Source organism: Prevotella sp. P5-50 (assembly GCF_002251295.1).
In the GTDB taxonomy this organism is placed as follows: domain Bacteria; phylum Bacteroidota; class Bacteroidia; order Bacteroidales; family Bacteroidaceae; genus Prevotella.
The window spans coordinates 28,357-50,360 of record NZ_NPJA01000055.1 but is presented as its reverse complement, the minus strand read 5'-3'; the positions used below and the strand labels follow the sequence as shown (position 1 = coordinate 50,360).

Annotated in this window: 17 protein-coding genes; 7 read left to right on the top strand and 10 right to left on the bottom strand. The window is 45.8% G+C overall.

What is annotated here, in order from left to right; genetic code table 11:
* Nucleotides 1-10: 10 nt before the first annotated feature.
* The 4 genes from CIK88_RS12220 to dapA all read right to left on the bottom strand — a co-directional run bounded on the left by CIK88_RS12220 (nt 11) and on the right by dapA (nt 5,066).
* On the bottom strand, nt 11-1,933 hold the full coding sequence (locus CIK88_RS12220) for an NAD(+) synthase (protein WP_094389598.1): 1,923 nt from the start codon (nt 1,931-1,933) through the stop codon (nt 11-13).
* 41 nt (nt 1,934-1,974) lie between these two features.
* On the bottom strand, nt 1,975-3,207 hold the full coding sequence (locus tag CIK88_RS12215) for an S-adenosylmethionine:tRNA ribosyltransferase-isomerase (protein WP_094389596.1): 1,233 nt from the start codon (nt 3,205-3,207) through the stop codon (nt 1,975-1,977).
* 71 nt (nt 3,208-3,278) lie between these two features.
* A complete protein-coding gene (locus CIK88_RS12210) occupies nt 3,279-4,163 on the bottom strand; it encodes an AraC family transcriptional regulator (RefSeq protein WP_094389595.1) in 885 nt (294 codons plus the stop codon).
* A gap of 15 nt (nt 4,164-4,178) precedes the next feature.
* Nucleotides 4,179-5,066 (bottom strand): 4-hydroxy-tetrahydrodipicolinate synthase, encoded by an 888-nt coding sequence (gene dapA, locus CIK88_RS12205; protein ID WP_094436776.1) that lies wholly within the window; start codon nt 5,064-5,066, stop codon nt 4,179-4,181.
* 99 nt (nt 5,067-5,165) lie between these two features.
* Between dapA and CIK88_RS12200 the strand changes: the two genes are divergently transcribed.
* The 4 genes from CIK88_RS12200 to CIK88_RS12185 are packed head-to-tail and all read left to right on the top strand — an operon-like array spanning nt 5,166 to nt 9,532.
* Nucleotides 5,166-7,181, top strand: a complete 2,016-nt coding sequence (locus tag CIK88_RS12200; protein ID WP_094436774.1) for a tetratricopeptide repeat protein — start codon at nt 5,166-5,168, stop codon at nt 7,179-7,181.
* 48 nt (nt 7,182-7,229) lie between these two features.
* Nucleotides 7,230-7,997 (top strand): LytTR family DNA-binding domain-containing protein, encoded by a 768-nt coding sequence (locus CIK88_RS12195; protein ID WP_094436772.1) that lies wholly within the window; start codon nt 7,230-7,232, stop codon nt 7,995-7,997.
* A 43-nt stretch (nt 7,998-8,040) separates the two neighbouring features.
* Nucleotides 8,041-8,886 carry a metallophosphoesterase gene (locus CIK88_RS12190; protein ID WP_094436770.1) on the top strand — a complete coding sequence of 282 codons (846 nt, stop codon included), beginning with the start codon at nt 8,041-8,043 and terminating at the stop codon, nt 8,884-8,886.
* On the top strand, nt 8,861-9,532 hold the full coding sequence (locus CIK88_RS12185) for a hypothetical protein (protein ID WP_094436768.1): 672 nt from the start codon (nt 8,861-8,863) through the stop codon (nt 9,530-9,532). Before CIK88_RS12190 ends, CIK88_RS12185 begins: the two co-directional genes overlap by 26 nt.
* A gap of 253 nt (nt 9,533-9,785) precedes the next feature.
* Here CIK88_RS12185 and CIK88_RS12180 read toward each other — a convergent pair whose 3' ends face one another.
* Together CIK88_RS12180 and CIK88_RS12175 are read right to left on the bottom strand one after the other, a co-directional pair.
* The gene (locus CIK88_RS12180) at nt 9,786-10,949 is read right to left on the bottom strand and encodes a hypothetical protein (RefSeq protein WP_094436766.1); all 1,164 of its coding nucleotides are present in this window, start codon (nt 10,947-10,949) and stop codon (nt 9,786-9,788) included.
* A 171-nt stretch (nt 10,950-11,120) separates the two neighbouring features.
* Nucleotides 11,121-12,161 (bottom strand): AraC family transcriptional regulator, encoded by a 1,041-nt coding sequence (locus CIK88_RS12175; protein ID WP_094436764.1) that lies wholly within the window; start codon nt 12,159-12,161, stop codon nt 11,121-11,123.
* A gap of 206 nt (nt 12,162-12,367) precedes the next feature.
* Here CIK88_RS12175 and CIK88_RS12170 point away from each other — a divergent pair, with 206 nt between their 5' ends.
* Entirely contained in the window at nt 12,368-13,396 is a 1,029-nt protein-coding gene (locus CIK88_RS12170) for an asparaginase (RefSeq protein WP_094389964.1), read from the top strand.
* A gap of 126 nt (nt 13,397-13,522) precedes the next feature.
* Here the strand turns inward: CIK88_RS12170 and CIK88_RS12165 are convergent, their stop codons facing one another.
* The 4 genes from CIK88_RS12165 to CIK88_RS12150 form a co-directional block, all read right to left on the bottom strand.
* The gene (locus tag CIK88_RS12165; RefSeq protein WP_094436762.1) at nt 13,523-15,664 is read right to left on the bottom strand and encodes a peptidylprolyl isomerase; all 2,142 of its coding nucleotides are present in this window, start codon (nt 15,662-15,664) and stop codon (nt 13,523-13,525) included.
* Between the two features lie 197 nt (nt 15,665-15,861).
* Nucleotides 15,862-17,139, bottom strand: a complete 1,278-nt coding sequence (locus tag CIK88_RS12160; RefSeq protein ID WP_094389962.1) for a hemolysin family protein — start codon at nt 17,137-17,139, stop codon at nt 15,862-15,864.
* Nucleotides 17,136-17,795: an LPS export ABC transporter periplasmic protein LptC gene (gene lptC / locus CIK88_RS12155; RefSeq protein WP_094436760.1), complete on the bottom strand. Its 660-nt coding sequence runs from the start codon at nt 17,793-17,795 to the stop codon at nt 17,136-17,138. The genes CIK88_RS12160 and lptC overlap by 4 nt, the downstream gene beginning before the upstream one ends.
* Nucleotides 17,796-17,884: 89 nt before the next feature.
* Nucleotides 17,885-19,180: a hypothetical protein gene (locus tag CIK88_RS12150; protein ID WP_094389960.1), complete on the bottom strand. Its 1,296-nt coding sequence runs from the start codon at nt 19,178-19,180 to the stop codon at nt 17,885-17,887.
* 100 nt (nt 19,181-19,280) lie between these two features.
* Between CIK88_RS12150 and CIK88_RS12145 the strand changes: the two genes are divergently transcribed.
* Nucleotides 19,281-20,594 carry a DUF4105 domain-containing protein gene (locus tag CIK88_RS12145; protein ID WP_094436758.1) on the top strand — a complete coding sequence of 438 codons (1,314 nt, stop codon included), beginning with the start codon at nt 19,281-19,283 and terminating at the stop codon, nt 20,592-20,594.
* The gene (locus CIK88_RS12140) at nt 20,591-21,970 is read left to right on the top strand and encodes an alkaline phosphatase family protein (RefSeq protein WP_094436756.1); all 1,380 of its coding nucleotides are present in this window, start codon (nt 20,591-20,593) and stop codon (nt 21,968-21,970) included. Before CIK88_RS12145 ends, CIK88_RS12140 begins: the two co-directional genes overlap by 4 nt.
* Nucleotides 21,971-22,004: the final 34 nt, after the last annotated feature.

Here is a 22,004-nt window from a genome sequence, read left to right as displayed (position 1 = left end):
TTTTAAAGTGTTATAAGCTTTCACATTCTTTTACCCACAATGCATTTGAGGCATCACTTGCCATTCTCCAGTCACCTCTTGGCGAGAGGCTGACGCTTCCCACTTTCGGTCCGTCAGGCAGACAAGATCGCTTGAATTGCTGGTTAAAGAATCTGCGGCAGAATGTGGTCAGCCATTTTTTGATGGTTTTCCTGTCATATTTCTCGTCGAAAGCTTGTTCTGCAAGCATCATGATCTTTCTGGGTCTGAATCCAAATCTCAGGAAATAGTAGAGAAAGAAGTCGTGCAGTTCGTAGGGACCTACAAGGTCTTCTGTCTTCTGTTTGATTTGTCCTTCATCGTCAGCCGGTGTCAGTTCTGGCGAGATAGGTGTATCAATAACGTCGATGAGCGTTGCTTTTTGTTCGTTGAACAGTTCAAGTTCTGCCATGTATCTTATCAGATACTGTATCAGCGTTTTGGGTACTCCTGCATTGACTCCGTACATTGACATGTGGTCGCCGTTATAGGTTGCCCATCCCAGCGCGAGTTCAGAAAGGTCACCAGTTCCGATGACGAGTGCGTTTTCCTTGTTGGCGAGATCCATAAGAATTTGCGTGCGCTCTCTTGCTTGCGAGTTTTCGTAGGTCACATCATGCGTGTCAATATCCTGTCCGATGTCTTCAAAATGTTGTTTGACTGCTTTGGCAATACTTATTTCCTTTTGGCTGATGCCCAGTGTCTGCATGAGACGGATTGCATTGTCGTGCGTGCGGTCTGTAGTACCAAATCCAGGCATGGTGACTCCCAATATCCCTTTTCTATCGTAGTCAAGCATATCGAATGTTCTTACACATACGAGCAAAGCCAACGTCGAGTCGAGACCGCCGCTTATTCCTATCACAACCTTCTGGCAATTGGTATGTACCAATCGTTTGGCAAGACCAGCCGACTGGATGTTGAGTATTTCTTCGCAACTTTCCTGCATATCGTCATCGTCGGGAGTGAACGGATGCGGATCTACGTATCTTGACAGTTTAAACTCAGCTGATTCCACCATTTTACATGAAATAATCTGCGCAAAAGCTTCTCGTTGGGCATTTACAAACGTGGTATTGTCCATTCTGTCCGTTCTGAGTCGGTCCACATCGATTTGTGCCACTTGTATCTGTGGCTGCAGCGAGAAGCGTTCGCCTTCAGCGAGCAAGTGTCCGTTTTCAAAAATCATGGCATTACCTCCATAGACCACATCTTGCGTAGATTCACCGAATCCCGATGAAGCATAAACGTATCCGCTAATGGTTCTTGCACTCTGTTGCATGAGCAGGTTGCGAAGGTATTTATGTTTGCCGGTGAGTTCGTTGCTTGCTGAGCAGTTGAAGATAATATCTGCTCCAGCCAGTGTGAGATTGTTACTTGGTGGCACAGGTGCCCATACGTCCTCACATATTTCCACTCCAAACTTCACTCCGTCCGTTGTTTGGAAGATGGTGGGTTGTGCAGTCAGCGCGACGGGTGATCCTGCTAAGTAAACTTCCGTTGTTTTGAGATCTTGCGCAGAAGCGAACCATCGTTTCTCATAGAACTCGTTGTAGTTGGGCAGATATGTTTTTGCCACGAGTCCGAGCAGTGTACCTGCTTGGATGACAGCTGCGCAGTTGAGCAACATTCCTCCTGTCTGTACGGGTAGTCCCACGATGCAGATGACGTTGAGCTGTCTTGTAAAATCAAGAAGCGTCATGAGTCCCTCTTCCGCCTGTGTTAGTAACAGCTGTTGTCTGAACAGATCCTGACAGGTATAGCCCGTGATACATAGTTCTGGAAAGCAGAGAATCTCCACTCCCCTGCCCTCTGCGTCGGCAATGATTTTCTCGATTTCAAAGACGTTGTATGCTGTGTCTGCCACTTTTACTGCAGGAACAGCTGCTGCGACATTTACAAATCCGTATTTCATATCTCAACTATTTGTTACTATTTGCTTGTTTACTTCTCCGTTTATGGTATGAGGAGCGAAGAGTCGCCATAGCTCAGGAAACGGAAATCGTGGCTTAATGCGTAGTCGTAGATGCGTTTCCAGTCGCCTTTCACAAATGCGCTGACCAGCAAGAGCAACGTGCTTTGCGGCTGATGGAAATTGGTGATGAGCATCTTCACTATTTTATATTCATAGCCTGGTGCGATGATGATTTGAGTGGAAGAGTGAAGTGTGGTCAGATGGTGACTATCGAGCCATGCGATGATATTCTCCAAAGCCTTTTTTGCAGGCAGTTTACTGTCTGTTCCGGCTCCGTTTTCCTCTTCGTATGGTTCCCACTGGCAAACATGAAGTTGTTCTTCGGTGAGTTCCGGGTTGCATTCGAGTTTCAGACCTATATAATATAGGCTCTCCAGCGTTCTGACGCTGGTGGTTCCTACGGCAATGGCATTGGCATTGTGCTCCACGAGGCGCTCCAATGTATGTTTTCTGACAGCAATATATTCTGTGTGCATGTCGTGTTCGCCAATGTGTTGGCTTTTCACCGGTCTAAAGGTTCCTGCTCCAACATGCAGTGTGAGTTCCTCGCATTCCACTCCGTGACGGTCGAGGTCTGCGAGCACCTCCGGTGTGAAGTGGAGTCCCGCTGTTGGTGCAGCCACACTTCCTTTTATTTTAGAATATACGGTCTGATAGGTAGTTTTGTCGCTTTCCTGTGTTTCTCTGTTGAGATACGGAGGTATAGGGAGTTCGCCAGCCACATCGAGTATATCTGCAAAGTTTACATCTGTATTGTCCCATTCGAAATCCACCCATTGACTCGTACCGTGTTCGCCTTTTCTCGTGGCTTTGATGGTGAGGGTATGTTGCTTGACCGTGATGGTTCTGCAGAGTGTTCCCTCTTTCCATTTCTTGAGATTTCCCACGAGGCAGAGCCAACTGCATTTTTTGTTGGTTTGGAACATCTGTTCATAGTCTGCCGGTTCTGCCGGTTCGAGCAGAAACACTTCAATGAGTGCTCCTGTTTCCTTTCGGAAATGTAGTCTTGCCTGTATGACCTTTGTATTGTTGAACACCATCAGGGCACCTTTCGGCAGGAATTCTGCGAGGTGGTAGAACTTACTTTCTGAAATGTTTCCTTGCTGATAGATCAGCAATTTAGATTGGTCGCGCACGGGCAATGGGAATTTTGCTATGCGTTCATCGGGCAACGGATAGTTGTAATCGCTGATTTGTATTTCTTTCTCTTTCACGATAATATATTATTCAGACCTGTTTTCGAATGCACTTGTCGTAAGCTGATTGCGCCCTCGTCTTGTTGCTATCAAATGATGATTCGTGTCTTGTGGTAGTTCTCCCGAAACTCTGTCGGTGAACAGTCTTTCTTCTTTTTAAAGATACGATTGAAATTGCTGAGGTTGTTGAAGCCACATTCGTAGCATATTTCCGCCACGCTTTTTGAGGTATCCACAAGCATTCTGCTGGCATATCCCAGTCTCATGTCAATGACATAGTCGCTGAGTGTCCTTCCGGTATGGAGTTTGAAGAATCGGCTGAATGCCGACGGACTCATGCCTGCAATATCAGCAAGTGTTCCGAGTCTGATCTCGTCCATATAGTTTTTGGCTATGAAATTCTTAACCTTGAGCACGCGTCTTGAGTCGCTTGCCACTTCTACCTTGGCGTAACTATTGCTTGCCAGCGGGCGCATTTTAGTGCTTTTCGACAGTTCGTAGAGTATGGCAAGAAACTGTGTCACAGCATAAAAACCGTCTTTGATAGAGCTGAGTGTATCTATAAGGTTATAGACGCGGAGGATGTCTTCCATGTGGAAGGCCAATCCTTTCCTTGCTTCAAGCATCATCTTCCGTAGCGAGTTGAATGGATTCCTACCGAAAAAACCGTCTTCGCTCAAGTCGATATAGAACTGTACAGTGACTTCGCGTATGTCTTCACTCTTACATTCGTTTTGTTCCCATACATGTTCAAGGTCAGGACTGGTTATGAGGACAAGGTCGTATTCTCCGATCACTTCATTAGAGTCACCCACAATTCTCCTCACACCTGGTGCATGTTCCACAAAGTTGAGTTCAAACACTTCATGATTGTGAATAGGATAAGTAAACTCCTTCTTTCTGCGGTCGGCTATGTAGAGGGAGTCTTTGCCCATCAAGGGCGTAATTTCGTGAATAACCCTGTTTTCCTCCATAAGACACTTGATACTTTAGATTTTCAGTTCCTTCATGATCTCGCTCATGCGCTGCAACGTTGAGATGCGTGTGGGAACCAATGGCAGTCGTAAGATATTGTCGATGAATCCCATTTCGTGAAGCATCGCCTTAACGCCTGCAGGATTGCCATCTACAAACAAGAGCGAGAAAAGATCGGTAAAGCGGTGGTGTATCTTTCGTGCGCCATCGTATTCACCTCGCAACTGCAAGCGAATCATCTTAGAGAACTCGCGTGGCAGCGCATTGCCTATAACGCTGATCACACCGACGGCTCCGCATGATATCATGGGGAAGGTAAGCGCATCGTCGCCTGAAATAACATCAAAGTCGTTGGGTTTGTTCTTGATGATTTCATCCACCTGCTCCAGATTGCCGCTTGCCTCTTTGATAGCCACGATATTGTGGCAGTCGCGTGCAAGTCTGACGGTGGTTTCCGCCTTCAGGTTGACACCTGTTCTTCCCGGTACATTATATAGTACTACGGGTAACTGAGTAGCAGCCGCAATGGCTTTGAAGTGTTGGTAAAGGCCTTCCTGCGATGGCTTGTTATAATATGGGCAGACGCTGAGCACACCATCAATGCCTTTGAAGTCGCCATTCTGCAACTCTTCGACAACGGCAGTTGTATTGTTGCCGCCACAGCCTACGAGGATGGGTACCTTTCCGCCTACTGTGTTAATCACCAATTCCTTGATTTTCTTTTTCTCTTCTGCGGTCAATGTGGGTGTCTCGCCTGTTGTTGCGAGAATGCAGAAAAAATCGGCACCGTTGTCCAACTGATATTCCACGAGGCGATGAAGCGACTTGTAGTCAACCTCTCCGTTCTCTGTAAATGGTGTAATCAGGGCGATGCCCAAGCCTTTGAATATATTGTGTACCATAAAAAGCAATGTTTCTGTGCGCAAAATTACATAAAATTTTCTGGAATCTATTACATTTTGAAGAATTTTTCACTAATTTTGCAGCATTGAAAATATATAATGAATAAACAATCAATTCCTATACCGAAAAAAATATTCGGGTTGGCGTTCGCCACCATTGCTGTGCTGGCTTTTTCTGCCTGCCAGTTTAATTCTGATTCTTCCAACTGTCGTTCGGCCGCCAAGACGCAGCGTCTGATGGCTTTGGGAGATTCGCTCAAGCGGCAACAGCCGGGTTCTGTAGATTCCATCCGTCACGCCATGGCGACTGCCGATGATTCGCTCGAATATTACGACTATGCCCTGCTTTACGCTTCGCATTTCCTGATGACCGTCACACCAGACTCCTCTTTGTTTTATGTGGATAAGGCAGAACATTTTCTCAAGGCGTTTCCTGTCTCGCCCCGCATCAACGGTATGCGCGCCAGGATGTTGGCAGCACGCGGTTCTCATCTCTATCTGCTCCATGGCAATCCCGACAGCGTAGTGAGACTTTACCGTAGCGCATACCAGTTATTGTCTGTTAGCGACCAGACAAGCTACTTGCCCGACTTGGCGGCTAATATGGCGGATGCCTATGCCGAGAAACATGATCTAACGAAGGCTTCATATTGGTTTAGAAAAGCCCTCGTGCTTGCCGACTCATTGGGTAGAAACGATACGCAGACACTCTCCTATCGTATGGGACTCGGTCGGGTTTATACTGCTCTTGGCGACTTCCCCTCTGCACTCAGGAGTTACAAAATCGTAGATCAGCGTTTTGACGACCTCACTCCTGCCATGCAGATCGTGTTTCTTAACAACTATGGTAATACCTATTATTACCAAAAACAATACAGGCAATCGCTGAAAGCCTTTCGCAGACTGCAACGCCATTTGGAGCAAAAGGGAACCCCTGATGTGCTCGACATGAAGATTTGCAAGCTCAATATGGCAGACGTCTTTCTCCGACTCCATCAGTCTGATTCATCACGTGTTTATCTCGAACAGGTTGAACCTTTCTTCCACCAACGAAACATAGAGGCTGGCGTGTTCTATTGCAACACCATACGTATCGGTCTTGCACTCCATACAGGACACTATGCAGACATTGAGCACACCTTGAGACAGGAACGCCTTTCCGCTCCGGTCAATCCGATGCTAAAAGACATACGCTACGAGTATCTGAGTGAGTATTACGCGCGTACGGGTGACTATTCACGTGCCTACCGCTTGCAGAAGAGTGTTTATGAGAGCCACGACAGTATCATGAACCGACAGAATATCGCGCGAGCGAACGATATCATGGTGCGTTTGAGTGAAGATACGTTGCGACTCCACAACCAGCTCCGGGTGCAGGAGGAGCGTGCCAACTATCAAGTCAATCTCCATATCATGGGGGGAATCGTTGCTTTCCTGATCGTGGTGGTGTCCGTATTGTTGGCAAAACTGTTCTATAACCGCAAGCGCACCTTACAGCGCCACATCGATATGCTGAACCTCCGTCTGACCATCGTGCGCCAGCGCATCTCTCCCCACTTCATCTTTAATGTGCTCAATTCGTGCGTCGGTTCTTATGGTCCCAATGAGGCCAATCGGCTGACGCTGATGGCGCGTCTCATTCGGTCGAGTCTCGACATCTCCAGCAAGACTTTCGTAACGCTGGACCAGGAAATAGACTTCGTGAAACAGTTTGTTGAAATGGAGAAATCACTTATGGGACAAGACTTTATCGTGTCTTATGACTTTCCTCCAACAGACAAGATGAACGCCATTCTCATCCCGTCGATGTTTGTGCAGATACTGACCGAGAATGCCATCATTCATGGACTGAAACATAAGGAAGGCGAGAAACATCTTATGATCAGCGTTGCCATTGACGATCAGCAGGCATGTATCTGCGTGAAAGACAATGGTCCTGGTTTTGACATCCGTGCCTACAACAATGCCAAGGCACGTATCGGACTGAATATCATCCGCCACACCATGGCGATTATCAACGAAGAAAACAAAAGTTCGAAGATCCGTTTCGACATCCATAATGACCATGGATGCAGCGCCATACTTACGGTACCGAGACACCTGAAAGCACTATAAAGTAAATATTTTACGAATTTAAACTGTTACACTATAAATTAAATACTTATGAAAACAATCATCATAGACGACGAGATTCTATCCATCGAAACTCTGAGCCGCATGCTCTTGGAATACGACGATATTGAAGTGGTGGGAAGCGCCTGCAACACCACGGTGGCAGAAGGTCAGATCAAGGTAGCTTCTCCTGACCTCGTCTTTCTTGATGTAGAACTGCCGGGCATGTCGGGAGTGGATTTCATCCGCGAGGTGAAACGTCTGACGCAAGGACGTTGCCGGGTGGTGATGTACACCGGACATAAGGACTCGATGCTTTCTTCGTTTCGTAACGAGGCATTCGACTTTCTACTCAAACCCGTTGACCGCGACGAACTCTCGGTGATGATTCAGCGCTTACGCCTCCATATCGAATCCTCCAACCAGAAGGCGCCTGACAACAATCCTGCCGACATCAACAGTACTGTACGGCGCGACCGCGAAAAACTGATTTTCAATACCAACTTCTCTGACTTTCGAGTGGTTTCCATTGCCGACATCGGACTCTTTTACTACAATAGTGACCAGCGAATCTGGGAAGTCGTTGTGTCGGGATGTGAAGAACCCATACGCCTGAAACGTAACGTCAACTGTGAAACATTGCTCGCCCTCGACCCTTGTTTTGTACAGGTGAGCCAGCGCTTTGTCATCAATATCAACTGTTTGATGGAAGTGTGCGACAATACGTGTCGCCTCTATCCGCCCTTCGAACAAATTCAGCATGTCAAGGTGGCACGGCTCTATCGCAAGAAACTCATCAGTCGGTTTAATACCATTTGAACCGCTGTTGCCGACAAAAAGAAATAATATATCCATCACCATCATGAAAACTGAAAGCAACAACGATATCAACAAGCGTTCCAAGCAGACCATCCTCTTTCTGTGCATGGCCATGATCTGTCTCCTGACGGCGTGCAACGACGTTTTTGATGTTCATCCCTACGATGTCAACTACAAAGGCGAGACCCATCATAACAAGCAGGCCATCGCCGAAATAGAACAACGGTTTGCATCAAGAGACTCCCTGCGCATCGCTTTCATCAGCGACACCCATGGCTGGTACACCAATACCAAGGCAGAGATTGACGACATCAACAAGCGTAACGACATCGATTTCGTGGTGCATTGTGGAGACCTCACCGACACGGGCACGAAAAAGGAGTATGAACGGACACGGAAGATCCTTCAGAAGCTGGATGTACCTTATGTGGCATTGATAGGCAACCACGATTTCTTAGGCACGGGCGATCAGTCATACCAAGTACTCTACGGATCCTTGGATTTCTCATTCATCGCAGGACGCGTCAAATTTCTCTGTCTCAACACCAATGCCACAGAATATGATTATATGGCGGCAGTACCCAATTTCGACTATATTGAACAGGAGATTACCGCGCGTGCCGATGAGTTTGACCGTACCGTCATCATCATGCACGCCCCACCCTATAGCGACCAGTTCAACAATAATGTGGCAAAGGCATTTCGAAGATATATAGACTTTCTGCCCCATCTCATGTTTTGCGTCTATGGTCACAACCACAATAGCGTAGTGAACAATATTTACAGCGACGGACTGCTGTTCTACGGCATCGACTGTTCCGACCACCGCATCTATCGCATCATCACAATCAGAAAGGAGGGATATGATGAAGAAGAGGTTCATTTTTAGTCTGATCATGCTCCTCGTGGTGTTCCGTGCCCAAGCACTCCCACCAGACACCACATACGTGGAAAAGGCAAAAGAGAGTTATTATGACAAGCGCGTGCACCGTTACCGTAAGCATTGGGCCGCGCTGATTCCCACACAATTCATCATTCAGAACGCAGGCAACATGGGTGTGGTCTCTGCTGGATTGGGATGGGATTATGGTAACCGCCGACAATGGGAAACCGACCTTCTCTTCGGTTATATTCCTGCCCACCAAAGCACACGTGGCAAACTCACCATGACGCTCAAGCAGAACTTCGTTCCGTGGAGTCATAGCATGAAAAACGGGTGGAGTATCGAACCGCTGACCGCCAGCATTTACATCAATACCGTCTATGGTCATGAGTTCTGGAAATCACAGCCCAGGCGCTATCCCGATGCCTACTACAATTTCATGTCAACAAAATTCAGACTCAATATCGCGTTAGGCCAGCGTGTCACCATGACCATTCCCAACCACCGCACGAAATTGTTTGCTAAAAACATTTCGTTCTTTTATGAAATCAGTTCGTGCGACCTATATATCCGCTCGATGATCCTCGATCATGCCGTCAGTCTGAATGACATCATCGGCTTATCACTCGGAGTAAGAGCCTGCATTTTGTAACCGCAGAAATTTTTAAGGTCAGAAATGACGGAATTATTTAAGGTAATACTTTACACGGATTACACTCTAAGTTTCCTAAAACGAATTTTTTGCGTTACAAATAACAGATAACTGTTTCCTAAAACGAAATGACGAACAAGAAGCGGGTAAGTTTCATTGGCAGAAAATGGAAAGGGTGCACCCAAAGATGCACCCTTCATTTCTTTTGGTCCTGTGGGAACGGACCTACGCAAACTAAGTAATTCTAAATGTTTCAGCTCTGTGGCTGAGTCTTCTTGCTTAAAATCTCTTGCCAGTTGAAATTACGAATCAGACCTGTGACGGTTTCGAATGTCATAATGAAAACTGAGATGAAACAGAAGATAAATACGCCCACAACCATCAGTCCGATCTTCATCACGATATAGATGAAGTTGGCGGGGGTGACCTCTCTACGGGTCTCCGTATAGCCGTTGGAATAGCGATATTTCACAATATCGTCGGGGAGTAACTGCATGGCAAGACCTACTCCGAAGAAGAATGCTGCCAAACGGAATCCCCACTTCTGCAAGCCTCGCATGAGACTTGCCTGGCGACGGTGACGTGATAATATATAGCCTCTGGGGTAGCCTGATATGATATATAGCGGGATGAGAATGATGAGGTAGATCATCCACGCACGTTTGGTATTGCTGCTGCTCTTCATAGAGTCAACAGCTCCCTGGGTATCTTTCAGCGCCAGTTCTTTCACAGCCTTGAAATCTTTTGCTGCGAGTTCCTCAAAGCGCTTCTTGTATTTCTCGTAGTCTTCCTGTTCCTTTTCGGAAGACTTCAAATAGGCTTTCTTCCTTTCGTCGGTAGAGGCGGTGTCTGCCTGCTGCTTGTATTTTGCAGAATTGAGGCGTGAACTCTCTGCCCTCTGGTTATAATCGGTGAGATAGTAGGCTTTATATGCATTGGCACCATTGAGGCGCTCGTTGTAGTTTAAATTCCTTTCCCAAAGGACGGTATCCATCTTCTGATAAGCAATAGTGGTGTCGGCTTTCTGCCACAACTCTACTATCTTCACGTCTTTCTGGCGGTTTTGGACTGATTCCTGATCTAGGTTGCTGAAATACCAAAAGATGCAGGCACCGAGAATGCTTCCAGCGATAAGTGCCAATTTCCAAGTACGGTGACGCTTGCGAGAATAGTGCACCACCTCTTTTAGGTCGCGTATGCGCTCATTGAACTGTTCGTCGTTAGGATCATCTGCCGAAGCCTGTGCCTGCTGGATGAGATCCTCCATGCGGTCGATTTCTTCTGGTGAGGTCGGATAGACGTTGGCCCAGTCGGTACTTCCCATCTTGATGTCTTTTGCTTTCACATGCGATGAGGTGAAAAGAGCTTGGTCAAGGTAACCCCAAGCGTCATAGTTTTTTTGTTGCTGTTCGTCCATAATTGTTTTATTGGGTTAAGTAATAATTGTCTTGTCGACTACGATGTCGCAAAGGTAATGCTTTTATTAATAAATCGTGTTTCATTGGGTAAAAAAACATGCTCATTAAAACAAAATCAGCATCTACCATTTGGTAAACACTGATGTTCATCGGGTAAAAACAGCTTAGTATCAGGACGATGTGTGGATTTTACGATATTCTATGGGTGAACAGTCATGATAGCATGCAAATACACGGCGGAACGTAGATTGGGAGTTGAAACCTGATTTTTCTGCCACGATTGCCAGCGAATCAGATGTGGTGCGGAGCAGATGTTCGGCATGACTGATGCGTAGTTTGTTGACATAATCATAGAAGGTCTGACCGTTTTCCTGGTTGAAATATCTGCTGAGATAGGTACGGTTGGTACCAACCAGCGTGGCAACATCTGAAAGTTTAAGTTTGGGGTTGAGGTAGATTTGTTCCTGATAGAACAACCGTTGCACGATAGTGGCTATTGTACTCTGCTCCATATCACTTTCATCTTGTGGTTCGTCGATGGTTTCAGTATTGACGAGTTCGTCTATGACAGATTCGTGGCGATACAGAAAATAGCTCAATACCATCCATAATGCCAGCGAGCATATCATGTATAGGTCGTCAGCATACGCTGTGCGCCGTAAAGAGGCTATGGTCCATACGATGAGGATAAAGAAGAAGCAGAACAATACGCCTTGCAACCAGTTGAGATTGGTATTTTCCTGATAGGAGAAGCGGTCTTTCAACTGGCGATGGTAGTCGGAAATGAGCATCAAGGTTACGACAAGTGTGCCGATACCATAGATGGCGCCCCACCCTACAAGGCAGTGAAACCAAATAGGTGCATTGGTTATAAACAGTACTGCGATGAGGACAATAAAAACGGTCTCATGGAGTATGACTTTCTTCCAAGTAAGCCATCCGGGCTTAACAAGTTCCTTGAGGATGAAATTATAGATCGGTATCACCACCATGTCCATGGCTGTGAGTTCGTTCCACAGACCATCGTTCATTATGTTCTGGTTTTCTATGTAGAGGAAAAGGTCCTTGAAACTCTCTGCACAGGTGATAATCATGAGGATGGAAAACAGCCGTGAGAGCATATCGCTTCCTTTGCGCCAAAACATCCATGCCATCATAGAATAAAACATGGTACACAGACCATATATATAATAGGTGAGCGAATCAATCATCGGTGTCGTCCTTTTTTTGTAAGTAGCGTTATGTTTTTAGTAAATGCAAAATTACGAAATAATAATGGAAAAAAGAAAACTTAACGCCGTTTTTTTTCTTCGATTTTAAACAAAGTGTAACTTCCTAACCCTAATATCGGCTAATTTCTTTGGAGTTTCACTTTTTATTTGTAACTTCGCAGCGGTCTATAAACATTTTCAGCAAGATGCAAAGCAAAATCCTACTCATTTACACAGGTGGAACAATCGGTATGAACCGAAATCCACACACAGGCGCTTTGGAACCTTTCGATTTTGAGCACCTGCTCTACAATGTGCCAGAACTCAAACAGTTTGACACGAAGATTGATACCATACAGTTTGAGCCTCCTATCGACTCCAGCGACATGACGCCTGCCCGATGGACTGAACTGAGTCACATCATCGCCAGTCACTATGACGCATACGATGGATTTGTCGTGCTTCACGGTACTGACACCATGGCATATACTGCCTCTGCCCTATCCTATCTGCTGGAAAACCTCACCAAGGCGGTCATCATCACAGGGTCGCAGCTGCCCATCGGGATGTTGAGAACGGACGGAAAGGAGAATCTCATCACCTCGATAGAGATTGCTGCAGCGAAAGACCATGAGGGTCATGCGCTCGTCCCTGAGGTTGGCATTTATTTCAATGGACGCCTGCTACGAGGCAACAGGACAACGAAGCAAAGTGCTGAGGAGTTTAATGCTTTCGAGTCGTTCAACTATCCTCATCTTGTGGATGCTGGAATTAATATCACCTACCATACGGAAAGGATGCTCAAACCGGATTGGGACAAACCGATGATCCCGCATTTCAAGCTCGACAATAATGTGATTATATTCTCGCTCTTTCCCGGCATACGCGAAGACTTGGTGCGCCACGTGATTGCCACACCAAATCTGAAGAGTATCGTCATGCGTACCTTCGGTTCGGGCAATGCCCCACAACGACCTTGGGTGATGCACGCGCTGAAAGAGGCTACGCACAACGGCAAGGTGGTGATCAACATCAGCCAGTGTATTCAAGGTGCAGTAGAAATGGGCCGATACGACACGGGGTATCAGTTACAAGAAGCGGGGGTCATCAGCGGCTACGATTCAACAGTGGAAAATGCGGTGACCAAACTGATGTATCTGCAATCGATTTTTGATGATCCGGAAACGGTAAGATATTACATGCGGCAAAGCATCCGTGGAGAAATAACCGTCTGACATCGGTAGTGTTTCGGGATATGCCACACAAACATTTCGCTTGATCCTGCCACACATCGATTACAAAAAAATAAGCCCCACACCTTCAAGGTATGGGGCTTAAATATTATCTTCCAGTTTCTACTTTTAGAAGAAGAGGTAGCGGTTGTCAACTACTTCAGCCTTCTGGTTGAGTTCCTGCATGTAACGTCCTGCTGCACGCATTGCCATCTGCTGAAGCATCGCCATCTGCTGCTTCACGTCAAACTTAGCACCTGCCTGCAGACTGCGCTTAGTCACTTGGAAGATGTAAGCACCACCATTGCCCTTGACAGGAGCCTGACACATCTGTCCCTGCTTAACAGCTGAAACTGCACCACTCAAAGCGGGCTCGCTGGCACCTGTGCTCTGTACGAATGCAGGAGCAGAGAATGTGATCTGGTCAACATTGCTGATGACAGCACCCTTCTGCTTGGCAGCGGCAATGGATTTAACACCATTCAACTTAGCAGCGGCAACTTCAAACTTCTTATCGCGGATGACTTCCTGACGTACCATGTCTTTCACGTCGTCAAGGCTACGATAGCCTACACGGTGAATCTTGGTCAGCGCAATAACCATCATGTGGTCGTTGTTTCCACATTCGTAGAGTGGTGAAACATCGCCTGGCTTAGCATCAAATACCCATTTCATAGCTTCACGTGTTGAGCGTACGCCTGCCACATAGTGCTCTGAATTGACCATATCCTGACGCTCCATCACTTTGAAACCAAATTTCTGAGCATTCTTCTCCAGTCCCTCCAGTGTTTTGTTTTCACTGACAAACTGGCTGAACTTGTTGTATGCCTGGTTGTAGGTTTCCTTAGAGAAATCAATAGTGTGCTTGATGATGGCAACATCATATTTGGTGGTCATCGCCTTGCGGTTGGTCACTTGAAGTACCATATTAGCCTGTGAGAGACTGAGCTTCACTACCTCGCCAACAGCAGTGTTGTTGAGGGCTGCGATGTATGCCTTCGTATCAGCATCGAGCGTCTGTGCACTTTCGTACATGGCAGAAGTCATCCATGTCTTTTGACCAGTCTGACCATACTTCTTAGCGAGGGCTTCAAAATCAGCATTACCCTTCAAGGCTGTATAAACGCTGTCTGCACGCTTTGCAGCTTCAGCTGTTTCGTCGCCTACCTGAATCATGCGGAACTCGATAGAGTCTGGCTGTTCTACTTTAGCGATGAGCTTGATGACGTTCAAGGTGTTGTCATAGCTTGTTTCGAAAACAGCAGAGGTCTGACCTACAGCCATAGAGTCAAGTTTGGCAGCTACATCAGCTGGGAATGCACGCTTGGTGGCTGCAATGCCTGTGTAGGCAACCTGTGACCGAGCTTTGCGAACAACTTCAGAAGGAGTCATTCCGCTTTCAAGTTTCAGCTTGGCTTCGCTCATGGTCTTGTTCAGCGCAGCACGGTCAGTCTTTGAAGGGAGAACCTGGAAGTCAACATACTTGATGTCGCGGCTTTCAACGGTCTGTTTGAACATTTCCTTCATCTCGTCATACTTAGCCTTCAGATCGCTGTCGGCAATCTTCACCTCGTTGTCTTTGATAGAGGTGTATGGGATAGCAGCCAAGGTGATGTTGCTTTCAATATTGTTATCATCGAAAGCCATCTTTGCTGAAACAGGGTTAGACAGCAGGCAATGACCCAGGAGGCTCTGGTATTTCATCATCAGCGTCTGCTGACGCAGCTGCTTCTCGATGAATTTCCAATAGTCGTAGATCTTCTTGTACTGCTCTGCAACCTGTTGCTGTTGTGGCTGTGACTGCATTTTCTTATACTCATCAAGGAATTTGGTGAGCTGGGTTACGTCGAAACGTCCTGTCTGCTGGTTGATGAAAGGAGTCTGAGCCAACATGGGGTTGGTACCGGCCTTCAGGATATTCTGAAGTTCTGCATCGGTAACGGTCAGACCTAATTCGTTGGCCTCTTTCTCCAGGATGGTGGTATTGACCACTTCCTGCCAGATCTGGTCTTTCAGCTGATTGAGTTCATCGTCAGAAAGGCTTTCGCGACCTTGGGTCATCTTGATTACTTCCTGATACTCGTCGACCATTGCCTGAAAGTCCTGAACGGACACTTTCTTACCTAACACTTCGCCGACTTGTTGACGTTTCTCGTTGTTTGTTGCTTCGCAAGAGCGAAACATTTCTTCGGCGATAAAAGCAAAGAGGGCCAATCCAATCACGGTGGCGAGGACAGGTCCCCAGCTTCTGATTTTTCCAATTACTGCCATTGTTTTTTAATTATTTTATTTTTTTGTTATTGCTCTAAGTTTTTCATTGACATGTTCCACTTGTCTTTTTCTGCCATGCTGTCAGTATAGGCAAAGATGTGCAACTTGTGGGTCATGTTTCCGCTTTTAGCGTACAAAGTTAGTAAAAAATAGTCATTAAACGAAAGATAATCACAAAAAAGTGTAGTTTAGAATCGTTATTCTTCTACTTTCAACCTTACAAGTTCTATCTTTGTCATGGTATTTTTTACTATCTTGAATTCAAAATGCCCGATTTTGACCACTTCATTGAGTTTCGGAAAACTTTGGTATTCATGAAGAATGAGGCCTCCGACTGTCATATAGTCGTCGCTTTCGGGCAGGTCGAGGGAGAACATCTCGTTGACCTTTTCTATTTCCAGTCGGGCAGAAAGCATATATTCGCCTTCACCCAACTGTTTTGCCACATAGTGCATGTTGTCATGCTCGTCTTCAATATCACCGAAGATTTCCTCAACAATGTCTTCAAGCGACACAAGGCCACTGGTGCCACCGAATTCATCGATGACCACTGCCAATGATTTCTTTTCTTGAAGGAATGTGTGCATCAGTTTGCTTGCTGCCATCGTTTCCGGAACATAAGGCATTTCGCGGATCATGCTACTTGGAATCGGGTCTTCGCCCACGATTTTAGCGCCTATTCTGAAAAGATCTGATGAATGGACATAACCGATGACGTGGTCAATATCTTCACGATAGACCACAATCTTGGAGTGACCACTTTCTATGAATCTGCTTTTCAGCTGGTCCATCGATGCCTTCTCTATATCCACCGATTCTATCTCTGTGCGGGGAACCATACAGTCGCGTACCTTGGTATCAGAGAAGTCGAGTGCATTATGGAAGATCTTGACCTCTTCAATCTGTTGTTCGTCAGGAGCATTGTCTATGCTGGCCTGTACGAGATAGTCCAAATCTACTTTTGTAAATGCCTTGTCGGCACTATCGTTGTCGATCTTCTGTCCTGACAACCGCAGCAGACCTTTTGATAGTACTGTGGCAAAACGCGAGATGGGAAAGAGTGTGACGTAGCACGCCATGGTAGGAACAGCAAAGAATCGCAGCATCGTATTGGGACTCGCCTTGAATATCGTCTTGGGCAGAAATTCTCCTGTAAAGAGCACAATGACTGTGGATAACAGCGTGTCGGCCGTGACACGACTTCCGTCATTAAGTGAGGCAAACAAGGTGTTGTCGAATATTGCTGCAAAGAGAATACCATATACTACCAGAGCGATATTGTTGCCCACTAGCATGGTGCTCACAAAGTCGTTGGGGTGGCGGTAAAAGAAGGAAATGGCCTTGTCTGCCAGTCCGTTTTTCTCCCGTTCCATCTCCGCTCTAAGTCTGTTACTGGAGACGAAAGCTATTTCCATGCCTGAAAAGAAGGCTGAAAATATCATGGTAATGATGATACCTACTATAAGATTTGTCATGGTTGTGATGTTTTGGTCGTTGCGGCACGCCTGACAGCCGGTTGGCGTTGTGACTGTTGTGTAGTGGCAGTATCGGAAAGTGTGGCAGTCTTCTGCTTGTCGGGAGCAGTGTTCTCGCTTTCACCACTCATATCCGACTCCAGGAAGGAACCGACACTATTGGTGACTTCATAACGTTGCATGCGTTCGTCACTCCGAAAATACGTGCCTTGCATTTCGCGTTCGGGCGTGATAACCTTGGAAAATTTATGGGAATAGAATTCATGGGCAATACCGTCCCAGAACAGTTCTTCGCTTCTGAATATAAGTCCGTTTACATTACGTATGCGCACTCTTCCACGCAGTTCCCACAATTTCTTTTGATCATAATACCACGCAGTATCGGCCTGTATATAACCTTCTACATGAAACTTCTCATCAAACTGTTCAAGGAAAATGCCCTTTTCAAAAGTCCAACGACTGGGGTTCTTCACGGTATTGACATCCCACCGTTCAGTAACGATGCGGTATTTGATGACACCAGAGTCGCTGATGACGGTGTTGATACCATAACTTGTCATCATCGAGACAGAGTCACGGTCACGCACTGCAGGTGCAGTATGGTCTTTTGGCTTTTGGCAGGACCCTGCCCCCACAGACAACAGCAGGGCAAGCATAGTGCCCGCCCAGATGTTGGAAGAATGGTATTTTCGCTTAAGTATCAATTTACAAGTGTTGTTTGTTTATTATATGTTCTGAGACAGACTTATTCTACTTTCCACTTAGCAAACCATTTCTCATTGAAGGTAATGCCAAGATTGATGCGGAAGGTATTTTCTGTTATCAGATTGGTGGCTGACTGTCTTGCCCATTGGACACTAATGTTGAGAACAGAACGGTTACCCCATTTGTTGACCAATGGGATGCCCATACCTGCACTTACGCTGAGTTCTTTCGGTCCATCTTGTCCGTTTACTTTATAATAAGGTGTAGCGTAAGATGCGCCAAAACGATAGTGGGTGTGCGTAAGAAGATTCTTAAGACTCAAGGAAGTCCAGTTGGATGCACTTGGAATCCAATCAAGTCCAACAGTCATCTTGTGGCGGTTGTTGAGCAATCCGCTTACAAGTTGATATTTGTTGTTTTCGTATTTAGGATAATCGATGTTTGACCAACGCTGGAAAGAATAATCCGCACCAACTGTGAGCGTTTTGTTGTGACACCATGCAAAACCAAGACCCAATGTCATTGGGAGCTTGAAAGCATCGTCTATAGTCGCCGTGTCTGACGTCATTACACTATTCTGGGTATCGGTATTGGTATTGATCAGCTGTGCCTCGCCTCCCATTTTATGACCTAATCCGAATGTTGCACCAATGGTCAGTACATCTTTCTTACCTAAAGCCTGTTGGTACTGCGCTCCAAAATCGAGTTTGTAGGTATTGACGCTTGTTGAATAAATACGGCTCAGGGTATTGGCTGCAGACTGGTTGGTGGTGTTGGTAATGCTGCGCTCTGTATTTCCCCAGAGATAGCCAGCGTTGACACCGACAGAAAATCCTTTAACAGGTTCCCAACCGGCACCGACATATACTTCACGCAATCCGCCGTTACCGCTATGGGTCTCTATACTATAGAGTGAAGAACTGGCAACATCGGTGCGCGAATAGGAATAACCTACATTGGTGAATGGTACGATACCGAAACTAATACCCAAACTGGGCATTGCACGGAACATAGCCACTGCATATTCAAAATCAGCATTCTTGGCATTCACCTTCGTGTTTCCTTCCTTAAAATTTGTAATTTGTCCGGAAAGCCCCACGTCAAAAATCATAGTTAGGGAGTCGGCTGCAGAATACGATGCAGGGTTGAGCGTATTCACCTGATTTCCGTAGCGGAAGCCAAGGCCAAGACCATTCATGCCACGATTAAACCCTTGTGACTGTTCTGACAAAATACCGAGGCCATATTGGCTGTAAGGCGAGTTGGTGCCACTCTGAGCGCTAACAGTCAGGGCACTGGCAAAAAGGAGTATGCCATTTATAAAAAGCTTCTTCATCTATTTGTTTTGTTTATCTTTTCGATTACGGCTTGCAAAATTATCGAAAAAAAACGAAATAAAAGCACGATAAGTGGAAAATATAGGTTAATTTTGCATCGTGAAACATTTAGAAAACATTTTTAATGCTCTTAAAGGGGGACTTTTAACACTCTCGCTGGTATTGTCGCAAGCAGTATGGGCACAACCTTATGCCCCCGTTGGAAGCAATAGCGGAACTGTTGCTGTGGAAGATGAAAACAAAGAAAAAGCGTCGGATACGAACGCAACAGCCCAGCCCGACTTGTTTGCCCAGCGAATGGATTCTGTAGAAATCAGTCTCCTAACTTGTCAGCCTCACGACGAAATATACAGTCTTTACGGACATACTGCAATTCGCTATCATGAATTGTGGCCTAAAGGCATTGATGTCGCTTTCAATTACGGTGTCTTTGACTTCAGAAAGCCTTTCTTTATAGGAAGATTTGTATTAGGATGGACCGACTACGAATTAGGAGCTTACCCCTATACTTTATTTAAAGAGGAATACCGACGCTTTGGAAGCATGGTTACCGAACAGGTTCTCAATCTTACTACCGAAGAGAAGGTATGCTTGAAAAATGCACTTGCAGATAATCTTCAGGACGGAAACCGTATCTATCGTTATAATTACTTTTATAGCAACTGTACTACGAAGGCACGCGATATTATAGAACAATGTATTTCCGGGAAGCTCATATATGAGCCACGGGATAATTATCAGCCAACCTATCGTGAAATGATTCATGAGATGACAAAACGTCACCCATGGGCTGCTTTTGGCAATGACATGCTGTTGGGAATCCGTTCTGACATAAAGACAGACCAAAGGCAACAAGAATTTTTGCCTAATAATCTCATGTATGATTTTGACCATGCACGCATCTTCGCTAATGGCGAATATCGTCCGTTGGTGAAAGAACGAAGAGTGGCTGTTCCGGCTGGTGTTCAGCTGTTAAAGTCTGAGTTTCCATTATCGCCAACAGCTTGCGCTATCCTCATCAGCTTATTGGCGTTAGCTCTATTTGTTGTTCAATGCCGAGTACATAAGATTCTGTTAGCTTGGGACATACTGTTGGTCGCCATACAGTCAATCATCGGACTGTTGCTCTTTGTGATGCTTTTCTCTGAGCATCCTACGACCACCCTGAATCTGCAGATCCTGCTCTTCAACCCTATCCCACTTTTTTTTCTTTATAAGGTTGTTCGAGGAAAGAAAACAATCTATTGGAACATAGCCTTAGTCCTTGTTATATTCTTCCTTATTGGAGGAATTTGGCAGGATTATGCAGAAGGCATCTGGAGTTTGGCATTATGTTTGCTGTTACAAAGTATCGTACATATAAAAAATAATAATAAAGTGCCAGAACAAAGGCAGCAGAAACCTGCAAAATGAAGAATAGATATATCTACATCACACTCATGAGTTTGCTTGGGCTTACAGCAGAAGCACAAGCACAACTTATAGCACAGGCTCCTAGACTGGTGGTCAATATTCAAATAGACCAACTGCGTACTGACTTTCTGGAAACATACGCTCCTCTTTATGGGCCAGACGGATTCAACAGATTGTTGAAGCACGGAATGGTGTTTACGAATGGAGCGTACAATTTCTCACCTGTTGACCGCGCATCAGCCATTGCCTCTGTCCAGACCGGAACATCACCCTACTATCATGGAATAACAGCTTTTGAATGGCTCGACAAAGAAACCCTACGTCCACAACAATGTGTGCGCGATACTAAGGTTGGATATTCACCTAACCATCTAGGGACTTCTACTTTGGGAGATGAATTAAAGATTGCAACCAATGGTATCGGAAAGGTCTATTCGTTTGCAGCAACTGCCGATGCAGCCATCCTTTCTGCCGGACATGCAGCTGATGGAGTATTGTGGGTCAATAACAACCAATGGACATCCACCACGTATTATCAGCCTTACGACAAATGGATTTCCGGTTATTCCAGACTATATGCGCCAGGAACAGACATCAATGCAGGAATTACAACTGCAGCGTTGGAATGTGTCAAACAGGCAGGAATCGGTATTGATGATAAACCCGACCTGATCAACCTCACCTATGAGGCTGGTCGCACGATGGAGTCGTATGTAAAACTCGATGAGAATATTTCAACCCTCATCCAAGGTATAGAAGGACATCTCAATAGAGACCGCATCCTATTTGTGATTTCAGGAACAGCCTATCGGGAGGAAACAGAAGATGATCATGCTACTAATGCACGCTTCCGAATCCCAACAGGAAATTTCTATATCAACCGAACGGCAAATCTTCTCAACATGTATCTTGGTGCAATCTTCGGACAAGCACAATACATAGAATATTGCTACCATAATCAGCTATTCTTCAATCGTCAGACTTTAAGACAAAAGAATATCAATCTCGGAGACTTGATGGAGCGTTCGCAGGAATTTCTCCTTCAAATTTCCGGAATACGTAACGTCTATACTGCTAATCAGTTGTTAACAAGCGATAATCATCTGCTTGAACCTATCCGCAACGGATTTAATATAGAAAAATGCGGTGACTTGATTATTGACATCACTCCAGGTTGGCAACTCGTTAACGAGGAAACCTTGGAAAAGTCAACATCACGCGCTTACAACATTCCTTTCCCTATTATTATTTACGGAGACGGTGTCCGGAGCGAACGCGTACAGACACCTGTCACAGCCGACAGAATTGCTCCAACAATAGCCCGTTCCATACGCATCAGGGCTCCTAATGCCTGTTCGGCAGTCCCTCTTTTCTAAAGACGACGGACAATAAATATCAGTTAACTTGCAA